Annotated in this window: 18 protein-coding genes and 1 pseudogene; 6 read left to right on the top strand and 13 right to left on the bottom strand. The window is 32.1% G+C overall.

What is annotated here, in order from left to right:
- Positions 1 to 11: 11 nt before the first annotated feature.
- The gene (locus tag NZ698_RS16455; RefSeq protein ID WP_263004308.1) at positions 12 to 1,196 is read right to left on the bottom strand and encodes a BT3233 family polysaccharide utilization protein; all 1,185 of its coding nucleotides are present in this window, start codon (positions 1,194 to 1,196) and stop codon (positions 12 to 14) included.
- A 132-nt stretch (positions 1,197 to 1,328) separates the two neighbouring features.
- On the opposite strand from NZ698_RS16455, the gene NZ698_RS16450 reads away from it, so the two are divergent.
- Together NZ698_RS16450 and NZ698_RS16445 are read left to right on the top strand one after the other, a co-directional pair.
- Positions 1,329 to 1,811 (top strand): hypothetical protein, encoded by a 483-nt coding sequence (locus NZ698_RS16450; protein ID WP_263004307.1) that lies wholly within the window; start codon positions 1,329 to 1,331, stop codon positions 1,809 to 1,811.
- Between the two features lie 39 nt (positions 1,812 to 1,850).
- Positions 1,851 to 2,531: a hypothetical protein gene (locus NZ698_RS16445; RefSeq protein WP_263004306.1), complete on the top strand. Its 681-nt coding sequence runs from the start codon at positions 1,851 to 1,853 to the stop codon at positions 2,529 to 2,531.
- 51 nt (positions 2,532 to 2,582) lie between these two features.
- On the opposite strand, the gene NZ698_RS16440 is transcribed toward NZ698_RS16445, so the two are convergent.
- On the bottom strand, positions 2,583 to 3,023 hold the full coding sequence (locus tag NZ698_RS16440; protein ID WP_263004305.1) for a cupin domain-containing protein: 441 nt from the start codon (positions 3,021 to 3,023) through the stop codon (positions 2,583 to 2,585).
- 142 nt (positions 3,024 to 3,165) lie between these two features.
- On the opposite strand from NZ698_RS16440, the gene proA reads away from it, so the two are divergent.
- The 4 genes from proA (at position 3,166) to NZ698_RS16420 (ending at position 10,699) form a co-directional block, all read left to right on the top strand.
- Positions 3,166 to 8,865 (top strand): anti-phage protein ProA, encoded by a 5,700-nt coding sequence (gene proA, locus NZ698_RS16435; RefSeq protein WP_263004304.1) that lies wholly within the window; start codon positions 3,166 to 3,168, stop codon positions 8,863 to 8,865.
- Positions 8,807 to 9,535 (top strand): hypothetical protein, encoded by a 729-nt coding sequence (locus NZ698_RS16430; RefSeq protein ID WP_263004303.1) that lies wholly within the window; start codon positions 8,807 to 8,809, stop codon positions 9,533 to 9,535. Before proA ends, NZ698_RS16430 begins: the two co-directional genes overlap by 59 nt.
- 213 nt (positions 9,536 to 9,748) lie before the next feature.
- Positions 9,749 to 10,099, top strand: coding sequence for a hypothetical protein (locus tag NZ698_RS16425; RefSeq protein ID WP_263004302.1), 351 nt, complete (start codon positions 9,749 to 9,751; stop codon positions 10,097 to 10,099).
- A gap of 66 nt (positions 10,100 to 10,165) precedes the next feature.
- Positions 10,166 to 10,699 (top strand): hypothetical protein, encoded by a 534-nt coding sequence (locus NZ698_RS16420; RefSeq protein WP_263004301.1) that lies wholly within the window; start codon positions 10,166 to 10,168, stop codon positions 10,697 to 10,699.
- Position 10,700: 1 nt separating this feature from the next.
- Here NZ698_RS16420 and NZ698_RS16415 read toward each other — a convergent pair whose 3' ends face one another.
- The 11 genes and pseudogenes from NZ698_RS16415 to NZ698_RS16365 form a co-directional block, all read right to left on the bottom strand.
- On the bottom strand, positions 10,701 to 10,826 hold the full coding sequence (locus NZ698_RS16415) for a hypothetical protein (protein ID WP_263004300.1): 126 nt from the start codon (positions 10,824 to 10,826) through the stop codon (positions 10,701 to 10,703).
- Between the two features lie 21 nt (positions 10,827 to 10,847).
- Entirely contained in the window at positions 10,848 to 11,228 is a 381-nt protein-coding gene (locus tag NZ698_RS16410) for a hypothetical protein (protein ID WP_263004298.1), read from the bottom strand.
- Positions 11,229 to 11,332: 104 nt separating this feature from the next.
- On the bottom strand, positions 11,333 to 11,797 hold the full coding sequence (locus tag NZ698_RS16405) for a hypothetical protein (protein WP_263004297.1): 465 nt from the start codon (positions 11,795 to 11,797) through the stop codon (positions 11,333 to 11,335).
- A 337-nt stretch (positions 11,798 to 12,134) separates the two neighbouring features.
- The gene (locus NZ698_RS16400; RefSeq protein ID WP_263004296.1) at positions 12,135 to 13,049 is read right to left on the bottom strand and encodes a YqhG/Tai3 family protein; all 915 of its coding nucleotides are present in this window, start codon (positions 13,047 to 13,049) and stop codon (positions 12,135 to 12,137) included.
- A gap of 12 nt (positions 13,050 to 13,061) precedes the next feature.
- Positions 13,062 to 14,069, bottom strand: coding sequence for a lysozyme family protein (locus NZ698_RS16395; protein ID WP_263004295.1), 1,008 nt, complete (start codon positions 14,067 to 14,069; stop codon positions 13,062 to 13,064).
- A gap of 383 nt (positions 14,070 to 14,452) precedes the next feature.
- The gene (locus tag NZ698_RS16390) at positions 14,453 to 15,064 is read right to left on the bottom strand and encodes a hypothetical protein (RefSeq protein WP_263004294.1); all 612 of its coding nucleotides are present in this window, start codon (positions 15,062 to 15,064) and stop codon (positions 14,453 to 14,455) included.
- 225 nt (positions 15,065 to 15,289) lie between these two features.
- A complete protein-coding gene (locus NZ698_RS16385; protein WP_263004293.1) occupies positions 15,290 to 15,928 on the bottom strand; it encodes a hypothetical protein in 639 nt (212 codons plus the stop codon).
- A gap of 4 nt (positions 15,929 to 15,932) precedes the next feature.
- The gene (locus NZ698_RS16380; RefSeq protein WP_263004292.1) at positions 15,933 to 18,122 is read right to left on the bottom strand and encodes a hypothetical protein; all 2,190 of its coding nucleotides are present in this window, start codon (positions 18,120 to 18,122) and stop codon (positions 15,933 to 15,935) included.
- 180 nt (positions 18,123 to 18,302) lie between these two features.
- Positions 18,303 to 19,259: a hypothetical protein gene (locus NZ698_RS16375; protein ID WP_263004291.1), complete on the bottom strand. Its 957-nt coding sequence runs from the start codon at positions 19,257 to 19,259 to the stop codon at positions 18,303 to 18,305.
- Between the two features lie 6 nt (positions 19,260 to 19,265).
- Positions 19,266 to 22,319 (bottom strand): peptidoglycan DD-metalloendopeptidase family protein, encoded by a 3,054-nt coding sequence (locus tag NZ698_RS16370; RefSeq protein WP_263004290.1) that lies wholly within the window; start codon positions 22,317 to 22,319, stop codon positions 19,266 to 19,268.
- Between the two features lie 2 nt (positions 22,320 to 22,321).
- Positions 22,322 to 22,546: pseudogene (locus NZ698_RS16365) on the bottom strand (DUF4280 domain-containing protein); the annotation flags it as partial.
- Positions 22,547 to 22,640 lie beyond the last annotated feature (94 nt).

Below are 22,640 nucleotides of genomic sequence, written 5' to 3'. Positions count from 1 at the left end.
TTAAAATGTAGTTATTTAATAGTAATTATTAAAGGATTGGCAATAATCTGCGCCTGCTTTTGAAGCATCTTTTCCCAATCATTTTGAGTTTGTATCTGTCCGCTTTTCTGCCATGCAAATCCTGCGTAATAGGTTAGTTTTTTCTGAGGTTTCGTTACAACCAGTAAGTTACTTTGGTCTGGAATCTCAGATTTGAAAGCTATGGATTTTTCGACAATTTTCGGATTTACAACAATTCCTTCGCCGACAAAAGCATCGTCTATTTTCTCCCAATGCAGATAGTAACCATTTTTATCGTTGAGTTTGCTTTCACCTTCATTTTTATGCAAAGTAATTCCCACCGTATAATTGGGAACTTGTTTATCAGTTTCAAAAGTTGATTCAAACTTAGAAAAATTCGAACCTAAATCGAGAGAAATTCTTTTGGTTTCCTTCACTCCAAATTCACTCCAAGGATTATATGTCAATTCGAAAACCGTTCTCAACGGACCCTCAGCAATTGTTTTCGACGTTACAAAGTTTTGGGAAACCTGAAGTTTCTCATCTTTCCAGATTCCGATTCCACCTGTTCCGCGACTGTCTCCCACGTGATACGGATCGTAACCTTCACCTCTCGTGTCTTTGTGATAATACATCGGATCAGTCAGATAACCTTTATACCATTCGTTGATGACCGATTTTTCAGTTCTTTTAAGCCAGATATCGACACCACTTGAAAGTGTGCTTCCTTTTACTTTTGCCAAAGCCTCTTCCTGACCTTTCGGACCGTAAACTCTAAACGCAATTTTGTCATTTTCCCAGGTATAGTCATCTGCTCTTTCAGGAACCAATCTTGAATATGTAGTCAGTTTACTTTCAGGTACAGGAGTTTTTAAATCTGCAACAATCGTGTAAGAATTTGTTTTTTTAGCATCGATATTTACCTGAAAAAGCAATTCATCATTATTTCCATCACCATCGTAATCAATCCATTGAATTGGAAGAAATTGGTTTTGAGCGTCTTTAATTCTTAAATCTTCCGCTTTATTTTTCCCTAAAAAAGCCTTCAACTGACTAATTGAAACAGAAACGATTTCATTTCTTGCAAAATCCTGAGTGTTTTTTACCTGAACTGAAGTCTGGGCATTCGTCACATTCGCAGTCATGCAAACGATTGCACAACTAAATCCTCTGACTGTAATTTTATCTATTAACATGAAATGTCATTTTATCAAAAATAGAAATATTCTGCAAATTTTTAGTTTTTTTAACCTTAAATCTTTCTTAAAAAGAAAATAATTAATTTTCTTTCCAAATTTCTTTATTTTTAATTTTTCAATTAAATTTTTATGAATGAGAATTATACATTTTATGAAAAGCAAAGTTTCAGACAATGGTGGATTTGGGCTTTGCTGATATTTGTTTTGGCATATTCGATTTATAATTCGTTTGAGAATCATGATTATTTTTCAGCTTCAGAACTTATCTTTTCAATCGCTGTTCCTATTTTAATCATGATCTTAATTTTTGTAATTAAATTGGAAACTAAAATTGACATTTTAGGAATCAGAGTTCGACTTTTCCCATTCCATTTTCAGTTTAAATATTTCCCCTGGAAAAACATTCAAAAAGTCTACATCAGAGAATATTCTCCCATCACTGAATATGGAGGATGGGGTTTAAGATTTGGAATGTTCGGTAAAGGAAAAGCTTATAATATTTCGGGCAATCTAGGTATTCAAATTGTTTTTAAAGATCAGAAAAAACTATTGATTGGAACGCAGAAATCCGTGGAAATGAAGCAGTTTTTGGAAGAATTGGAAAAGGTTTGAAACTTTATTTATTACTTTAAATCATTCAGGTAATTATAATTGAAATACATAAAAAAATATTTTTCAGTATGGTGGATTCCAATAATAGGCTACGCAATTCCTTATGCTGTTTTCAATTTGGGAACTTTACTAAAGAAAGATGATTTGATAGATCTTTCCATTATTCTTTTTTATATTAATATTCTAGGAAATCTTATTTCTTCAATTGTTCAGATTCTCATCAAAAAGTGGTATCTAATTTCTCCTCAAGTCATTATAACTGCATTTTTGTTTTTTTCCGTTTCAGTGTACATGACATTTTCTCCACCCGATTTTTATGGAGCCAATAAAACAATTCCTAAAAATATAAAATTTGAAATTCCAATTGAAAAGGAATTGACAGAAAGTGATTTAAGACAAAACGATTTTAAACTAGCTTCGATTTCTCAACCCGGAATTTATAATTTTTACACTAGACACCAACCTAAAGAAACAGGATATTTCTTCATAAAAGCATATGAGATCACTTCAAATGACAGATTATCAGAGGATAGAATAAATGAAAGAATGAAAACTGTAGAAAAACCAATCGAAAATTTCTACACAGGGGAATTTACAATTTATGAAGGTTCATGGGGAGATCAATACGGTGCGAGAATTGAACTTTGGTATCATCAGGATAATAACTTGGAATATAAAATAAATCAAAAAAATTATATTATCGAAGGATGGATGCGTTAAAAGCTTTACTAAAAAATTTAGCCTAAAATTTATTATTAAAAATAAATAATACTATCTCAAATCCTTTTTTATCACCAAATATTTTAAATCTGTATCTCCGGCATTGCTAATGCCATGCTCTGAATTTGGAGGACAATATAAACTCGTATTCGGACCAACTTCGACAGTTTTACCGTCAAGATAAAACGAAGCCTTTCCTTCCAAAATATAAAAAAATTCTTCTTCAGGATGACGATGTGGTGCGTGTGTAGATTTTCCCGGTTCTACAATACTCATTTTTAACGTGTTTTCTTCAGTAAACTTTTTGTCGGCAAACCAATACTGATAACCCGATTTTGTTTTTATAGCCTTACTCAAATCAAATTCATTAACACAGTTTTCTATGTTGTGTTTGATCGGTTCTTGCGTCGCAGAAACTTTTTGAGCAAATCCCATTTGCTGACACAGAATACTGAAAACGGTGGCCGTTATAAATTTGGTTAATCTTTTCATTCTTTGACAATTATATGAAAAAAAATCGAATGTAGAAATCTTAAATATACCAACTCATTCTTAAACCGTTTTGTCAATATCTGTTTTATTTCTAAATTGCATTATCTCCCGAAAAAGAGATTGCCCCTCACAAAAAACAAATATGAATCAGATTATTCCTTTCGACCTACAGATACAGCATAATTCATACATCAACTATACATTTGTTTTAAATAAATACAATTTCCTTGAAAAAATATCTTTCCGGGAAGTGACTGAAGATCTGGAGAATTTAAACCTACAAATTTCATCCTCACTCGGAATATTTGAAACTTACAATATTTATATCGACCAGCTGAAAAAAGATTCTCTGTACAAAATTTCTTTATTCAGTTTTGTTTTTGATAATGCCTTGCTCAAAAGTCTTTCGGAAAAAGATTTAGATACGATCACGGTTGAAGTTTTTCAAAACAACGAGTCAATTTTCAGGCAAAATTTTTCAATTGAAGTTCTTCCTGTTGATTATTTCGGTGGTTTGCAGATATTTCCACAATTGCTGGCTTCATATATTACTCCCAATAATTCACTGATTTATAAAATTAAAACAGATGCAATAAAAATTCTTGAGCAGAATAATTTGAATCCATCTTTTGAGGGGTATCAGGCGAAAGATAAGGAACGTGTTTTACAGATGATTTCGGCTATTTATAAGTCGATTCAGAATTTAGAATTGATTTACAGCTCAATGCCGCCAAGTTTCGAGGAAACCGGACAAAGAATTCGATTAGTAGATCAGGTTTTGGAAACAAAGTTCGGAAACTGCATCGACATTTCGCTTTTATTTGCAGCTTGTCTCGAAGCGATTAGCCTCAATCCTATTCTCCTGATTACAAAAGGTCACGCCTTCGTCGGTGTGTGGCTCGATGATCAGAGATTTGATGTGATGGTCAATTTTGATCAGGCCGCTATTTCAAAAAGAATTGCAAGCGGAATTAAAGAAATCGCTTTGATTGAATCTACCCATCTCTGCAAAGGAAGCAGTCTTTCATTTAAACAAGCCATGAACAGCGCCGAAACACAGATCATGGATTCTCATAATTTCATCTTGTCAATTGATATAAAAAATGCGAGATCAAATGGTGTTTCTCCTCTCCCATTATTGAAAACTGAAAATACATTTACTGAGGATTTAAAAACAAATTCTCAATTAGATAATGATGATCTGGATGACGATTTTGAAATGGGAACTTTGTATTCTGATCTTGAACTGACCGACACTTCCAAACTCACCAAACAGAAAATCTGGGAGAGAAAACTGCTCGATCTTTCACTAAGAAATAATCTTCTCAACCTGCGTTTTACCAAAAGTATGCTGCAGCTGGTCGATTATAAAGTTAATTTGCTCGAAGACAGTTTAGCAGATGGAAAAGCGTTCACGATTCATCCCAATAACAATCAGCCTGTTCTGAGAAAATATAATTTGTATCACGAACCGCTTCATTCATCGCAATCACTTTTTCAGTTGGCAAATGATGAATTTAAATACAATAAAATCCTTACTTATTATCATCAGGACGATCTTGATACAATCTTGACTCATCTTTTCAGAAGTTCAAAATTGGCTGAAGAAGAAAACGGAAAAAGCACTTTGTACTTGGGAATCGGACTTTTAAAATGGTACGAACCAAAAAATAAAGACGTTCCGAGGTTTGCTCCAATTCTTTTGATTCCTGTTGAGCTTTCACGAAAATCTGTGAATTCTAAATTTATGCTTCGAAGCCGTGAGGAGGAAACCATGATCAACATTACGCTTCTGGAATATCTGAAACAGGAATTTAAATTTAATTTAAACAGTTTAGAAACTTTACCGACCGATGATTTTGGAGTTGACGTACCTAAAGTTCTGGCGATTATCAGAAATGCCATTCTGAATCTTGAAGGTTGGGATGTTCTGGAACAAATGGTTCTCGGAACTTTCTCTTTCAATAAACTGATTCTTTGGCAGGATATTTCAAAATATTCGGAGGAAATTCAGAAAAGTTCGATTGTTAAAAGTCTGATCGACGGTAAACTCAGTGAAACTCTGGAATCGGTAGAAATGGACGCAGAAAGTCTTGAAAATATGTCGGCTTCGGAACTTATGCTGCCTATTTCCACGGATAATTCTCAGCTGAATGCGGTAAAAAATGCCCATCAAAATAAAACGTTTATTCTTCACGGTCCTCCTGGAACCGGAAAGTCACAAACTATTACCAACATCATTGCAGATGCTTTAGCAAATGATAAAAAAGTATTGTTTGTTGCTGCCAAAAAAGCCGCTCTCGATGTCGTTCACAGCAGATTGGAGAATATCGGTTTGGGAGCTTTCTGTCTCGAACTTCATTCCAACAAATCGAAGAAATCTGATGTCCTGAAACAATTTGAGAGAACGCTTGAAGTTCCTAAATATCAAATCAATGCAGATTTTGCGGAAGAAGCGAAACGATTGGATAACCGTAAACTGGAATTGGGAAAATACATCAATCAGCTTCATAAGAAATTTAAAATCGGCTGGAGCCTTTTTGATACTATTTCTTACCTCGAAATGCATCAGATCAAAATGGATGATCGTTTTGTGATTGATATTCAGACAGAAAACATCGACGTTACCACCTGGAATAACTGGAAAGACTGGCTGATTCCGTTTGCGTCGATCGTGCAGAAGATCGGACAGCCGTCTTCACATCCTCTACAACTCATCAAAACTGAAAGTCATCAGTACGAAAATAAAAATCTGATTCTCAATGCAATCAATCAGTATCTTGAAAAAGAAAATGCTGCATTAAAAATCAAAGAGAATCTTCAGCTGCAACAATCTGATAACAATTCGTTGGTTGATTTATTGGAGTTTCTGCACACAAATTCCGTTAAAACCCATCTTGTTGACCTCAGTTTTGACGAAACACAATCTAATTTATTTAAAAACTGGCTTACTCAGCAAGATCTTCTTCAGAAAATTGAAAGTCAGGTTTTGGTACAATTTAATTCAGGGATTTTCAATCTTGACATTCAGCCTTTACATATAATGTGGAATCAGGCGAAACATACCTGGTTTATCCCAAAATGGTTGAAGCAGAGAAAAGTAAAGCAGCAATTGAACGGTTACAGCAAATCGGGAATCGAATCTGATGTGCAGATTGATGAATTATTTGCGAAGCTTGAAGAATTTAAACAAATCAAAAATCAGCTTTCGAATCAGAATTTCGCATCAATAACCAATTCTGCAACTCCTTATTTTAATGGGAATTCTTATGATATTTTAAGCATAGAAAAAGATTTTAATATCATTCAGATTGCAAAAGATTTGGGTCAGAAAACAGGAAGTAAGAATTTCCCGATCTGGCTGAAAGAATTATTAACGAAAACTGAAACGCAGCAAAACTTATCAACATTCATTAATGAAATTAAAACTTTTCAGGAAAGCAGAATTGATCTTCTACATTATGTTTCTGAAATTCCTGAAAATGCTGAACTTCAAAATATCATTCAGAATATTGATCAGCTAGACCATTGGGTCAATTATAATGTCTTGAAAGCAAAGGCAAAAGATCTTGACCTCGATTGGTTTATACAATTTTTGGAACAAGATTTACTTAACACCAATGCGATCGAACAGGAATTTGAGAAAATCATTCATCTGAATTTATTTATTAAAACGATTTATAAATTTCAGACACTGAATAGTTTTGATGCAGATATTTACGAATCTAAGATTCAGCAATATAAAGATCTGCATAAAGAATTTACGCAGCTTACTAAAAATCAACTGATTTTAAAACTGAGTGACAGAATCCCGAATTTCGTACAGGAAGCCGCTCAAAGTTCAGAAATCGGAATTTTACAGAAAGCCATCCGAAACAAAGGTCGAGGATTATCAATCAGAAAATTGTTTGATCAGATTCCTACATTGATTCCAAGGTTGAAACCATGTATGTTGATGAGTCCGATTTCTGTAGCTCAGTATTTTGATGTGGATCAGGAACATTTTGACATTGTAATTTTTGATGAAGCTTCACAATTGCCTACTTCAGAAGCGATCAGTGCTTTGGCAAGAGCTAAACAAGCGATTATTGTGGGTGACCCAAAACAAATGCCACCGACGAGTTTTTTCTCTTCCTCAAAAATTGACGAAGACAATATGGAACTGGAAGATCTTGAAAGCATTCTGGACGATTGTTTGGCGCTTTCTATACCTTCAAATTACTTATTGAGACATTACCGAAGCAAACATGAAAGTCTGATCTCGTTCAGCAATGCTCACTTTTATGACAACAAATTGCTCACTTTCCCTTCTCCGGATGATCTCAACCGAAAAGTGACCTTCGAGTTTGTGGACGGATTTTACGACAAAGGAAAAACGAGAACCAATGTGAATGAAGCACAAGCGATTATCCATTACATTAAAAATCATTTTCAAAATAAGTATACAAAGTCTCTTGGTGTGGTCACTTTTAGCCAGACTCAGCAGAATCTGATTGAAGATCTGCTGCAGAAATTATTTCAGGAATATCCTCATCTGGAAGAGTTTTCGATGAATAGTGAAGAACCAATTTTCATTAAAAATCTTGAAAATGTGCAGGGTGATGAAAGAGATATTATTTTGTTTTCTGTGGGTTACGGACCGGATGAAGAAGGAAAAGTTTCGATGAATTTCGGACCGCTGAATCGTGACGGAGGATGGCGAAGACTGAACGTTGCGGTAACGAGGGCACGATACGAGATGAAAGTTTTTTCTTCTTTGAAAGGTGATCAGATTGACCTCAACCGAACGAATGCAGAAGGTGTAAAAGGTTTGAAAAACTTCCTGAATTTCTCTGAAAAAGGTTTGATGAATCAAAATCTGACCGTTCAGAATCAGAATGAAAAATCTATCGTCAGTTCGATCGCTCGATTTTTGGAAAGTCATGATCTGAAAGTGAAAACCAACATTGGAACATCCGACTACAAAGTCGATATCGGAATTATTGATCCTGAAAATGAAAGCGAATATCTTCTTGCCATCTTAGTGGACAGCGAAAATTATTTTAAAATCAGCACAACCAATGACCGTGAACTACTTGCTCCGAACGTTTTAAAAGGTCTCGGTTGGAACGTTTTCAGAATCTGGACATTGGACTGGATTAAAAATAAAGAAAAAATCGTTGTTGAAATCAAAATGCAGCTAGAACAAATTAAAAATAATTTAATCATCAAAGAAGCGGAAAATTCAGTAATTGAAGTTCCGACCAACCATCTTCTAAGTGAAATTAAGCAGGGAGAAATGATTTCCTCTTCAAAACCATATGTTTCAGCAGAAATTTCTCCTTCACAAGATGCTAATTCTGAATCCATTTATTTTCCGGAAAACAGGAATTCATTGAAAAATCAGATTACTGAAATTATTGAAACTGAAGCTCCGATCAGTCAGAATATGCTTTTAAAAAAAGTATTGAAACTTTGGAATACTTCGAGAGCCGGAACAAAACTTGGTGCTTATCTTGACGAAATTCTCAATTCTATTCCGAATATAATGACCACGGAAACCTATCAGAAATTTTATTGGACAGAACACATCAAGCCTGAAAATATTAGTTATTATCGAGATAATTCCATTGAAAAGAGAGCGATTGATGATATTGCTGCAGAAGAAATTTCTGTTGTGCTGATGGAAATTATGAAGTCAAATCTAAGTGTTAATCAAGATGAATTAATAAAGGTAACTGGCAAACAATTTGGATTTTTGAAAGTGGGTTCGCAGATTGAGGCGGTGATGAAATTTTGTATTGATGATTTGGTTAGGAAGAATTTGTTGGTTGAGAATGATGGGAGGATTTTATTCAAATAATATGCAGAAAATTATATATTCAATTACCAATTATATGATGAGAAAAAAGTCTCTCATTTTTTCTATTTTATTATTCATATTCTCCAACACGATTAAAGCGCAACTTAATTCTACAATAGTGAAAGATCATGAAACAAAAGCTAATCACTATGAAAGTAAGCATGATTACATCAGTGCGATCAATCTTCATTATTTTATCTTAGAAAATGATACATTAGAAAGTGGAAAAAAAGCTGAAGCAGCAATAGAAAATTTACTTCCAAAATGTCGTGAACTGGTTTTTAAACAACTTCAGGGGAAATGGGAACTCAAGAAAAAGCTTGATTTTGATTATTATTCAAATATTAAATACACAAAATTCATTGAAATTGAAAATGATAAAATCATTTTCTACGATATTCCCGGAAAAATTGTCTCAGAAATCAATCTTAAAACTAATCCATTTAGTTATCATCAATTCGGAGGATTTCCATCTTTAAAGTTGGAGCAGGAGATATGGACATTCTCAACAAGAATTGTACATCGTGAAAAAAGATTGCGTTTAAGAAAACACATTGATAAAAATGGTAATCTTGTAGGTAATACAGATGACAGAGCCGCTATAGTTGATAGCTTAGAAAGAGAAAAAGCATTACAAAAGGAAATTGATACTTATTATATTAAGAGGTAATAATAAATTTCAGATAAGAACGAAAAAAAGACGCAAACAAATCCTAAACAAATCACAAGAAAAAGCGCGTATTGATTTGATGTAAGCCTTCCCGTCGATTTTGAAGTATCTAATTACATGAGAGAAAATTTTGAATAATAAAATGCAAAAAATCACAAAAGAGAGATCAATAAAAGTAATTTTTCATACCTTAGTTTTCACAAATAATCATCGATGAAATTACTTATACAATTTATTGTTCTGTTCTGCGGTCAATTTATTTTTGGGCAAAACTCTGAATATACCTCTGAACAAAAATTAAAACAAGATTCGACCCATCTTCGCTCCTATCATTCAGAAAAAAACCTTTTAGACTCTACTTTTGTGGCGAACAAAACAAAGGAAATTGAAAATAAAAAAACTTTTCCCAATATAAAAAAAGATAATAAGCAATCTATTTCGACTCAAAACATTGATATTGTTCAGGAGATCAATGCGGTATTGAATTATAAGATTAACCGAATCTGGCGACAGGATTTGTACTGTCTGGTTTGTGAAAACTTTGATCCCGGACTTGCTGCGTAGCATATTCCTTACTATTAATTCAAAATCTATCATTTACCGAAACAATGCTATATGAAAGTTTGCCTCTTGTTGTTATTTTTTACTGTAATTAGCTGTAGCAAAAAGGATTTTCAGCGTATCCGTTTTCGTAACTTTGATATTGCAGTTCCTACTAGGTGGAAAAAAATTGAATTATCAGGTATTGACAGCAATGTGGGAGGCTTACTTACTGAAAATAATGACACTATTGTTTTCGATTATGGTCCTCATTCAAATTCTCTAGAAGAAACCCCTAATATTTATGACAGAAAATTTTTGAATGAGATTTTAAAAGCACATCCGGATATTGATACTACAGAAATGATTATCGTCAATGATATCAGTAAAATCGAACCTGAAAATTATAAAATTAATTATTCTTATACTGAAAGATTATCTGGATATCAAGCTAAAATAGTTTACCCGAAAAAAGCAGGTAAAGGAATAACCGGCATTTACATTGACAGCATAGGACATTCCTCATTAGGAAAGATTGAATTTAACTTATATGCGGAAAATTTAAATATTGAAGATCAGAAAGCATTATTAAAAGCTATTAAGACCATTCATTTTAAGAAATAAATTATTTCAATTTCAAAATTTCACCTTTCTTAAAATCAATTTTCAAATGTTCTGCATCAAATTGTAAAACTTCTATAAAATAATTTTGAGACTCAGAATCTCCTACGTTTGCACCTTTCTCAAACATTTTTTCAGTAATGATAAAACCTTAAGTGGTGATCATATCACCCTTTACTTCTAATCTTCCACTTCTAAAAATTTCGTCGTTTTTAACAGTATCATATTCCCAAACCACAAACTGAACATGCTTTCCAATCATATTACTTGTATGGATACAAACTCTTACCCAATCTCCAACTACGGCTTTTGCTAATCTCTGCCCATTGTTGTTCACAAAATACGCATCCGTTATCTGATTGGTTATTTTTGCCTGTAGTAGGTTTATTATTTGGAAGTGGCTTTTTGTAGGTATCTTGTCTCGGTTGTGGTTTCTGAGGTTGTGGGGTTGTCTTTTTTTGCTCTGGTTTCTTCGCAGAAGCTTTTGGCTGTGATTTTTGAGAATCTTTCTTATAATCAGGATTAGCGACATCTACGTTTACCTTACTTGCTTTTTGTATTTTGCCATGATAACTTGCTGTTACATAATATTCATGATTTTCACCTTCGCTTTTGTCTCCTTTTATCAGATTTTCATCAATCTATATTTTTTTGCTGCTTTAATTCTTTTTTCAGTTTATCAATTTCTTTATATATATTTTTTCTTTCTTTCCAAGGTAGAAAATACATATACAAAGCAATATGATATCTTGGCGTACTTGCGATATGTTGCCACGAATCTCCATATTCTGTATTTTTATAAAGTGTTAATATTTTTTTAGCAAAATTTAATTTATTATAAGGATATCTCCAATCGCTTTCCAATTCATTTTTGTCAGCAACGTCTTCAAAATTTAATTTTTCAAAACAGAGATTCCAAATTTTATTTTGTTCGAGTGTAATGTTATAATTACTTATTTTAGATGACTCTCTTTTATAAAATTTTTCTGTGCCGTAATCTTCCATCATAGTGTAATTCCCAATTACACTTTCAATAATATTTTTACTTTTTTGAGAAACTATATTCTTTGCATTAATTTTTTCTTTTAAAAAATTACACAAAAAAATATCTTTTTTATATGTTGCTATTGCGATTGTTTGTTTTTTTTCATCATCACATTTTTCGTTTACTTTTTTATATTTTTTACTAATTGAGGTAGCATAAAAATTGACACCATTACGGCAAGATAATCAGCTTTTCCATCTGCATCGTTCCAGTAATGTTTTGTCGTTATTTCAAAGAGCGCTTATTTGCAATTATCAGATTATTTTATAAGAATAGTTTCGGAACCAAATTCTGCAAAAGTTACTTTACCTAAGTCTTTTCAGAATATTCGGATTTTACCTCGTTTTCATCTCCAGAATCTCTACCGAAAGCTTATAATTCTGTTAAATCTTTTTAATTTCGGCATTTTTTCAAAACAATTTCTTTATACTTACTCTCTTGGTTAAACTCAGAGTCTGTCATTTCTCTTTTATTTGTCTTATTATTATAAAAGCCATACCAATAAAATTTAAGGGTATTCTCGTCAACTATTTTTATGTAAGCAATTGGCTGATTATTCAAATACTCTTTCCATGGTAATTTTGTGCCAAAACCGCCACTATCTTCGGGGACATTTTTAAGTTTATATGCGATTCCTTTTTCAAAACTATATCTTTCTGTTTCAGCTAATTCTATATAAATTTGATTAGATAAAACAATCAGAGAGGCTTCCTTATCTTTAATTGTGATACTGGCTACTCCATCTCCGCAATTTATTCGCCATTCACCATTAGCAGAGTATTCAGTATTAACATTTTCACTTCTACCATCATTTTCTTCCACATCGTCTGAATAACTTATGACACTACTTATATTGTTGACTTTAATATCATAAATTTTGTATCCAGTGTCGGATTTTTCCACTTTTAAAAATGTGCAATTTTTTGAATTATCAAAACCGTTTACTGTGCAAACCTCATATAAATTCCTTTCTTTCACATATTTAATACTAAGCGTTTTTTTCCAATTTGGATCAATGTCTTGACCATTTATAATGGGGTCATAGTCTAAATCTATATTTTTTAATTTTTTATATAATTCAGGAGTCATATATTTTTGCCGAAGTAAATCAAGATTTTTTTCACTTGATTTATTCGTATGTTCCATCTCGGAAAAATACTTAATATAAAAAAACTTTAGTTCTTTTTTTATCTCATCATTATTTTGAGATATTATAGCTTTTGCGTTTGGCTTACTAGTTGGTGTTTGACTGCATGCTTGCAGTGAAAAAGCAATTAGAAGAAAAATGACTAATTTTTTAACATTCATTTTATTTAATTTTTATTTCCATCTATATATATTATATCTTGGGGGATTTTTTCTATATCCAGAACCAGGCCACATGTCTCTTTGCTTAAAATCTGACAACCATTGACTTCCATTGTACATACAAATGTGTCCATGAACATGACCGGGAATGCTTTGGATAACTGAAATATCACCTTTTATAGGAGTATAGCCTATTGTACTAACTTCTGTAAATCCTAATGTTGGTAAAAATTTATCGTAATTTTTTGCCGATATTGGTCTTCCTTCCGTAGATAAACCACCAGCTTCAATTGCTATCCTTACATATTTAGCACATTTTGAAAGTGATTTGGATTCTACATTTTCATTTAACTTTACAACTGCTTTATTTATGTCATAGCCACTTTTTGAAGATTTTGGAGCAGTTTCTATTCGTTTTGGAACAGTTGCTTTTCCTGTACAACAATCGTAATCAAATTCTTTTAAAAAACCTTTCTTCAAATGCAAATTGCTAATTCCTGCTAATTCATCTTTCAAAAACTGATTGTAATGTTCAATGCATGTTTTTAGCGGTGTGGCTGGCTGTAATTTTCCATTTAATTTATAATGGCTTTTGTCATTGGTTTCTGGTAAACTTGCCCATATAAAACATCCATCTTCTTTTATAGCTGCTTCAATATGATCATTAATTATCTTACCTATTAATTTGGGTCTTTGACGCTCCATAAGTATAAGACATATTTTATCTTGTGATTCCGGATAATAATCGGAAATATTATGTCTTTTTAAAAGATTTCTCTTTTCATTGTATTTTCCTGTTTTTTTCTTCTTTGCTACTTCAAATCCAGCTAGTTCCCACCATACATATCTCATTACTTGATAAGCTCCTGCTGCTGAAGATTCTTCATTGTAAACCTTTTGAGGATGTGTACTAAGATCTGTAATTTTATTATTTCCATATGCTGTAGTATAACCTTTTTGAAAATCATTCGTTACATAGATTATATCATTTTTCTTTGTAACTTTAGGAACAGTTTCCATAGTTGCCCTATGACCAAAATATATATCAACTTTATAGACTCTTTCGAAATATCTGCAAATGCAATCTCTGCGAATAGCTCCTGATGGTCTGTCCTTTCCATTGTATATTCCCCGCTGTCTGGATCTTTGGAATCATTTCCAATTTCACCAATCTGCTGACGATCTTTGGTTAATGCAAATATAACAGGTTGTTTGTCATTTGTAATCTTATGGGTTCCTTCATACAAAAGATCATGTTCTCCGATAGTATCATCTTCCCATACTCGTAAGTAGTAATGCTTCCCAATAACATTTTTAGTATGGATTTCAACGATGATGGTTTCTCCAAATTTTGGAGTGGTTGTTTATTAGCAATGTTTTTCAGTATGCTTTCGAAGAACTTCTTAATAATAAAGACTATATTTTTCCATTTCAGCATCTAAAGATTCATCCAAATAATGTAGAGAATCTATTCTAATATGTCCATCAGAAGTGATACTGCTTTCAGTATAGGAGATAATACCCACCGAATTTCCCCTTAATGGATTTAAAGGAAAATATTGTATCTGCCATATTTTGTTTGTTTTGGGATTGAAGTAAGACATACAATTGTACATTCCAAACCCATTTCCTGAAATGTTTCTATAAAATTGAACTGAGTCTATCTTTTTATTACCTACAACGGTAAAAAGATTTATTTTTATGTTGTCCTTATGTGTTAGTTTTTCTTTTTCAAATATAATCGAAAGGCTATTTTGTGAAATATAGAAATTTTTTTCATCTTTCAATTCGGAATATTTGTCAAAATATTCTTTATTTTGTTTTTTTAATATTATATCCCCTTCCTTACCAACTATTAAATTGAAATAATTTTCTTTGGCCAAAATGGAATTTCCCAAAATAGAGTCTATATTTTGTTCTTTAGCTTTTGAGGAAGGAGACATATTCTGTTTACAATAAAAGCTTAATAAAATTATCAAGAATATTATTGACAGTAAAAACTTTTTTTTCATCATTCTATTTTTTTTATGGGTAGATAAGAATCTTTATCTATAAGAACTGAAGTCATGTTACCAGATTATTCTCTGGTAATCACTTCAATATTATCTGCTAAACACCTTTGCTGTATTTTTCAAATAATATGTGAGCTATATTGAGCTCGTATTTTATCTCCAAATACATTATTTTTTTTACATGAAATATTATTAAAAATTATGCATACTATTACAGAAAATATTTTTTCACTTATATGGATTTAATTTTTCAATCAATATTATTTTTCCTGTTTTGATATCTATTTTATATTTATTCCAATTATCTATGCCTAAAGCTAATTCGGACTGATTAGTATAAGTTTTTAAATTCCATAAAGTTAAATCATCTTGTAAGTAAGATAAACTCTCAAATCTTTGCCCTACATAAAGTGCTTTTTTATCTATTTGGTATTTATAAAACAAAATAGAATCATTCTTTACTCCTTTAATTTTAGTGTAAAGCATAATGTGAATATTCTTTTCTTTATCTTCTTTATTATATTTTTCTCTCATTAACTCTAAAGACAAATAACTATTTATAGACAAAACTTTGCTATCTTTAAGGTATTCCCATTTAATAAATTTTTCATTCATCCTATGTAAAATATTCTCATACTGATGAAAATACTTGAAATTATCTCCGCCATTTTCAATATTCAGAAGAAATTTTTTACTCGAGATTAAATGATCTCCAATGAACAAACTATCTATAATTTTAATATTATTACTATTATTTTTTTTTGATTCTTTGGTAAATTTACCTTGAGACTTTACTTTTTCTTGACCTTCATATTTACAAGAAACAAGTATAATTACTGAAATTATCATTAATCCTAATCTATTCATAATATCATCCTTTTTTTATTTTCACTTGAGATTCATCAAACCCAGAGTGTAAATGATCATTATGATCTCCTTGATGTGCTGTTCCTGGATAAGTATGTGTTGTATCATTTCCTGTTATCTGTTTATTGAAATGAAATTTTGACATAGCTTTAACAAATTTTTCTTCTCTCGCCCTATTTATGTATTTAGTATCAATACTTTGACCATTAACATGTTTTACACTTGGAAAACATGTAGCATATTTAAAACAACTTCCCGTTGTTAAAATATCTGTAAAACCGCATTCTGCTAATGCTCCTATGAAACCTGCCAATGCTCCAGGACATGTATATCTTCTTTGTGTATCAGAAAAGTTATATTTTATTCTTGAATTGGGTATAGCTATATCAAGACTATCGGGCATTCTAACCAATTCTATTTTTTTTCCTTCAGATTTATATAGATTCCAAAATGTTTTTCCTTTATTGGAACCATGCTCAGCTACATCACCATTCTCATATATTACTCTTCTTTCTGTTTGTCCTTCATTTACAATTTTATCATATATAATTTTACTGTGTGTAGGCTTAACGTTTCCTTGATTTACACCTGTTTTTTTTCCGTCAGTTTTATTCCACTCAACAGTACACACTATATACTCTTTATCAGATGTATCATGGTAAACATATTTATATTTTTTTTCAAAACCAGATTTTATAACTTTTGGTATGTGTTTCTCTATATCGCCACCAGAATAAATATGATATGTAACAATATCTTTTGTATTTACAGGTTCTTCTTTTTTACCTCCATGAAACCAATCATATTTGAAAATAAAATTCCTTAAATACTCATACGCTGTTTTTCTTTCTTCCCAGCCATTTGGCATATCAGTCTTATCATTTCTTCCATTTAGTAATGCCGAAATTAGTTCTAAATACTTATCTCCATATAATGCCAATTGATTTAGAGATTTTCCTGCTGTTACCTTGCCCCATCTTTTTACAGCTTTAGATTCTACATCGGAAGGCATTTTTTTAAATTCACTCCATGTCCAACATCCAGAATCAACTGTTAAATGTAAATTTTCTGCTATTTTTTCAGGTTTTGCTACTAAGTTTTTATTTTCCTTAGCATTATATTTTTCATAAGCAACTTCTTTTGTTAGTTGCAATAATCCATGACCTCTCCACGGATCATAACTTAAATCTGTTCCACCTTCTCTAGCTTTTGAAAAGGCTCCAGTCTCTATACAAGCATGAGCTAAAAAGTGCATTTTCTGAGAACAAGTTTTAATATTATAATGATTGAAGTTTGCATTAAGCTCTTTAACAAAGCCTGCTAAGCTTTTATCATCCATTTTGGGAGTTGTCTGCTTATACCATAGATTCACAGTATCTTTATGCCCAGTTAAAATTCTAAGTTGCTTAATTATATTTGCAACCTCTTTATCTTCAAATTTTCTATTATAAAAACATTCACCTTTTTTCGGTTCCTGCTTTGGCAACTTCTTCACTTTCGCCGTACTCTTATATTCAGGCGATTTGTACTCTTCCAGAACTTCTATCGTCAGCCTTGTAGACTCTTTCGAAATATCTGCAAATGCAATCTCTGCGAATAGTTCCTGATGGTCTGTCCACTCAGCTCTGTATTCCCCGCTGTCCGGATCTTTGGGATCATTTCCAATTTCACCAATCTGCTGACGATCTTTGGTTAATGCAAACGTAACCAGTTGTTTGTCATTTGTAATCTTATGGGTTCCTTCATACAAAAGATCATGTTCTCCGATAGTATCATCTTCCCATACTCGTAAATAGTAATGCTTCCCAATCACATTTTTAGTCTGGATTTCAACGATGATGGTTTCTCCAAATTTTGGAGTGGTTGTAAATTTTTCACCTGCTCTGTTCTTGAAACTGACATCGATAATTCTACCGTCTTTATCTGATTGGTTATTTTTGCCTGTGGTAGGTTTATTATTTGGAAGTGGCTTTTTGTAGGTATCTTGTCTCGGTTGTGGTTTCTGAGGTTGTGGGGTTGTCTTTTTTTGCTCTGGTTTCTTCGCAGAAGCTTTTGGCTGTGATTTTTGAGAATCTTTCTTATAATCAGGATTAGCGACATCTACGTTTACCTTACTTGCTTTTTGTATTTTGCCATGATAACTTGCTGTTACATAATATTCATGATTTTTACCTTCGCTTTTGTCTCCCTTCATCAGATATCTATTGGCAATCTGTTTTAGGATTCTTTCATCAGAACTTAATGGAATTTTTGCCTCTGCAATTCCTTTTTCGTTTATTTTTGCAGGAAACGGAACAGTGTATTTGTGGCATTATATCGCTACTAATTTTTGGATCTTCCCAAACATCAGCAATCAAATCACAATAATATCCTTTTATTTCATCATTATCCATTTATTAATTTTTTCTCTACTTTTTGCTATTTTCAGGTAAAATTGAGAACCTTCTTTTTTAATATAAAATTTGGGATCTATAGAAATACACGATAATTCGTCTCCAAAATAATATAATTCTAACAGGTTGTTTTTTTCTATTGCAAAATATTTCCCATCGCAGATCGGTGGTTCAAGGTAGGTTATCAAAGATAAATTACTATTGTTATTATCAATTGTAAACTCATACCTACTTATAGCTATTTCAGCTGATGGAATACTTGTTTGTACATTAAATTTATAAAGACCATTATATTTTTTTGTTGATACTTTATTATTTTTAAATAACTCTTTTTGTATTATACTAGTTTCAAACTTTAATATATTATCTATAGGAATTGTATTAGTATTTATTTTATGAATTAATTTCCAGTTATTGTCGACATATAGATAAAAATATGTTAATGCATTTGGCTTTAAATCAAATTCACCATCTGCATTACCGCTATACGAAATATATTTGCTAGGAATATATGACGCCAAAACATAATAATCTTTAAAATTAATCGACTTTTTGATTTCTTCCGATAAATGAGATGCTTCCTCAGGGGTTTTAAATTTAGAAAAGTATCCTTTCTTATTGTAAACATCCCAAAAGTTTTGTATTTCAGTTGTTTTCCCTATATAATCTACATTAAATGCGCCGATTTTATCATCAGAATAATTGTATGACGGATAGGATGGAGCATTGTCAGCGATATAAATTCCGTCTGCTTGATATTTTTTATCAAGAAAATTAATGTTTATACTATCACTTTTTTTAAATATACTTTTTTCTATATTACTTTTTGTAGTATCAATTTCAGATAATTTAATTTGGTCAACTTCTTTATTTTCTTTACAACTTATTGTCACATAAAAAATAATAAAAAACAGTAAAAAAAAATGTTTATTTTTCATAATAAATTAATTGCTTATAGGATTACCTTGAAGAGTTTCATCAAATTTGGTTTTCATAAATTGTTCTGGATCAATACGAGTTTGCCCTCCCTTAAAAACCCCATCAGTTGAGGCTTCGATATGAACATGGTAATGCTGAGGTAATACGTCTACTGCGTTTCCTGTATTTCCTGATTTACCCATTTTTTTTCCATGTTTTATAGTTTGTCCTTTTGTAACAGAGATTGAATTTAAATGACAATATCTTATCCAAACATAATTGCCGTTTCTATCTTTAGATTTAATTGTAACAATTTTACCCAAATCTCCTCCTGTATCATAAGCTTCAAGAATTTCTCCACACAATAATGATTTTAATTCTGTATCTAATGATGCTAATACATCCACTCCGGTATGGTAGTATCCTCGAGGGTGGGAATTATTATATCTTTTTACCCTATGAAATCGGTTTTTATTAACATTGTTACTTTGATTATTCAATCTTGGATTTGCAACTACATCGGCATAGTCAAAACATTGAGAACAATCATCAGGACATATACCATTACTTTCTTCTTGCTGTTGACATTGACAAGTAATGTTAAATTCTTTTAAAAAACCTGGCTTAATATGTAAATGGCTTTTGCCAGATAATTCTTCTTTTAAAAACTCATCGTAGTAATCTAGTGTTTCTTGCATTTTTGCAGTAGGCTGTCCCGCTGTTGCTCCAGGAAGACTTACCCATGTACCACTTGATTTTGAAATTGCACCCTTAATATCGTTTTTGAGTAAAGCCTCAATTGTTCCAAGAGCCTCTAAAATAATAACACACAATTTATCTTGTGATACTTGAGAAAATCCTTTTGCATTGTACTTTTTAGCTTTATCCGTATTTTCAGTATATACTTTTGGGACTTTTGTTTGATAATAATCATCTTTAAAAATTATTTCGTATCCATTAAGTTCATCAAATTTCCAACTCATAATTTGATATGCTCCAGCTGCTGACGACCTTAGGGTATTTGTACTATTACTATTTATTTTTCGAGGGTGATCGTCTGATAATGTAAAATTATTTCCCGCACCACTAAACCACGTTGTATAACCTAACTGTGGATTTCTTGCTTCTTTTGTTCCTTTTCTGTATTCGCCTGTTCCTTCAGCAACTCTTATTACGCGCATAAATGCTCTAATTCTTGCTTCACATTCACATTTCTTACCAATCGTAAAATATGCACCTTCTTTTCTTAAGAACTCTCCTTCATGTTTTTTCTCGCCAGTACATTCAGCTTTTAACCACCATTGCTCGGTTATACTTTTATATACATCAAAGGTTATTTGTTCGTCTTTACCGTAAGATGTCTTGTTTGGTATTTTGTTTAAAGCGGTTACAATATCTTCTGCCTTAGCAAACTTATTACTACTTGCAAGCTGTTGCTTTACTTTGCCTACTATCACTTGGGCTACACTTTTCTTTTTGGCTTCGTTAGAAGTATCATTATTCCCACCGAAAGTGTAGGTATGAGTGCCGTCTTTTACGACTTGTATTTTTTCTTTCCACTTTTTTAAATCTTCATCAGATTTTGGACGCAGTTTTACTTTTACTTTAGCTATACCATCTTGTACCATGGCTTTAAGTTCGGTTACTTCATTTCCATTCTCTTTAGCTTCTAAAACAGAAACATTATTAGAATCTCCTACCAATAAAGCTTCTTTCTCTTTGATTTTTACTGTTACTTGTTTCCCATCCAACTTCATTGTCTGAGCCACAACAAAAACATCGTCTTCTAATGGTGAATTAGTTATTTTCTTATATGCTACTCCTAATTTATAGATCGCAAAAGAGATAGTAGAATCTTTAACATATGATGAAGACAAAGCATTTTTAATATCATTTAACTTAACATATTTTTTTTCAGCTCTCAAACTACCTTCTATTTTTCCTTTAATGATTCCTGCTATCTCATCTTTATTTACTCTAGCATTATCTTTTAAAAATTTATAAGTATAATTACCAGCACTTTCGTTGGTTTCTTTGGTAAATTCTTCTTTGGCAAAATAAGCATCTAACAATGCTTCTACAATAGTATTTTTTACTGATGCAGTACCTACGCCTTCAGGAGTAGAAATCGTTGGTAACTGATCTCTTATTGCTTTTCCTAAAATTTCTGCTGAATCCCATAATTCTCCTAAATGCTCAGTAACAACATCTTTAATTCCATGTTCTTCTTTTTTACTTGGTGCTTTTTGTTCAGCTGGTGATCCTTCTACTTTAGGAACAGGTAACGGTTCGGAACTTCTAGTTGGTGGATATGGGTTTGATGGATCTTGTGGAGAAGGTGTTGATACTTGAGGGCGAGACGGTATTTGCGGAGCGCGGGGCTCTGCAGGAAAAGGATTGTTTATATTAATATTATTTGTTGAATGCTTTTTATGCACATAATATTCCACAGTAATATAAAACTCTAATTGCTTTACATCTGATTCTCCTTGCATTGCTTTTCGCATCAAGGCATCGATAAGTGTAAATTCGACAACGGCCGTTCCGTTTTTGTCTACTTTTTTTGTTTTTGTAGCAATAGGTTTATTATTCTTATTATGACCTGAGTTTTTAGCATCATCTTCCCAAAGTGTAAATATTAATTCCCTATTAAACATTGCGGTACAAAATGCTTGTGCAAGGAGAATATCCCTATAATTTGCCTTATTGACATCTTTCGAACCTCCATTAAGTAAAATAACTTTATCTATTTGAGCTGTTTTGCTACTGCTTGGCACGAGATCTAATTTTGCGATCTGTTTTTTTGTAGGTGCAGTTCCTACAAATGACCCCGATTTTGTTTCAAAAACACGTAATTCGAATTCATTTCCCAAAACCGGCTCGTGGAAAGTATAGGTGACAGCCCTTCCCATTTTGGGTTTATCTGTAATGTCTCGCCAACTTCCGTTTTTTTGCTTCTTGAAAAGGTACCATCCATATTTTGTGCTATCACCGAAAATAGACAACGAACCAGAGGATATCTCATAGGTAAAGGCTTTACCTACTACTGGATTTTGACTTCCTATAATATATGCAAACATAATTAACTATAATATAATTGATCTGTATCGTTGGTTTCTTCTTTAAATTCCTCAAAATCAATTATCGGATTATAAATATGCTGTTCCCTTGCATCAGCTTTCTTCACTTGACTTTTCCCGGCCTCACTCTGTTGACCATGCTTGAAAATCGTAATCTTTCCTCCCGTACTGCACGTCAACTCAGAAACTTCTGTAACACAGCTTTTGTCCATAGCCTTTAGTTTGTCATAGGTTTTTGCTAAACGTGAACTTTATTGAACACCAATTATTAAAGTAGAAAAACTGCCCGAGTTGAACAGTTCACTTTACTTTAAAATTATA

The organism is Chryseobacterium edaphi (assembly GCF_025628985.1).
GTDB classification, from domain to species: domain Bacteria; phylum Bacteroidota; class Bacteroidia; order Flavobacteriales; family Weeksellaceae; genus Chryseobacterium; species Chryseobacterium edaphi.
This window is presented reverse-complemented; position numbering and strand designations above follow the sequence as displayed.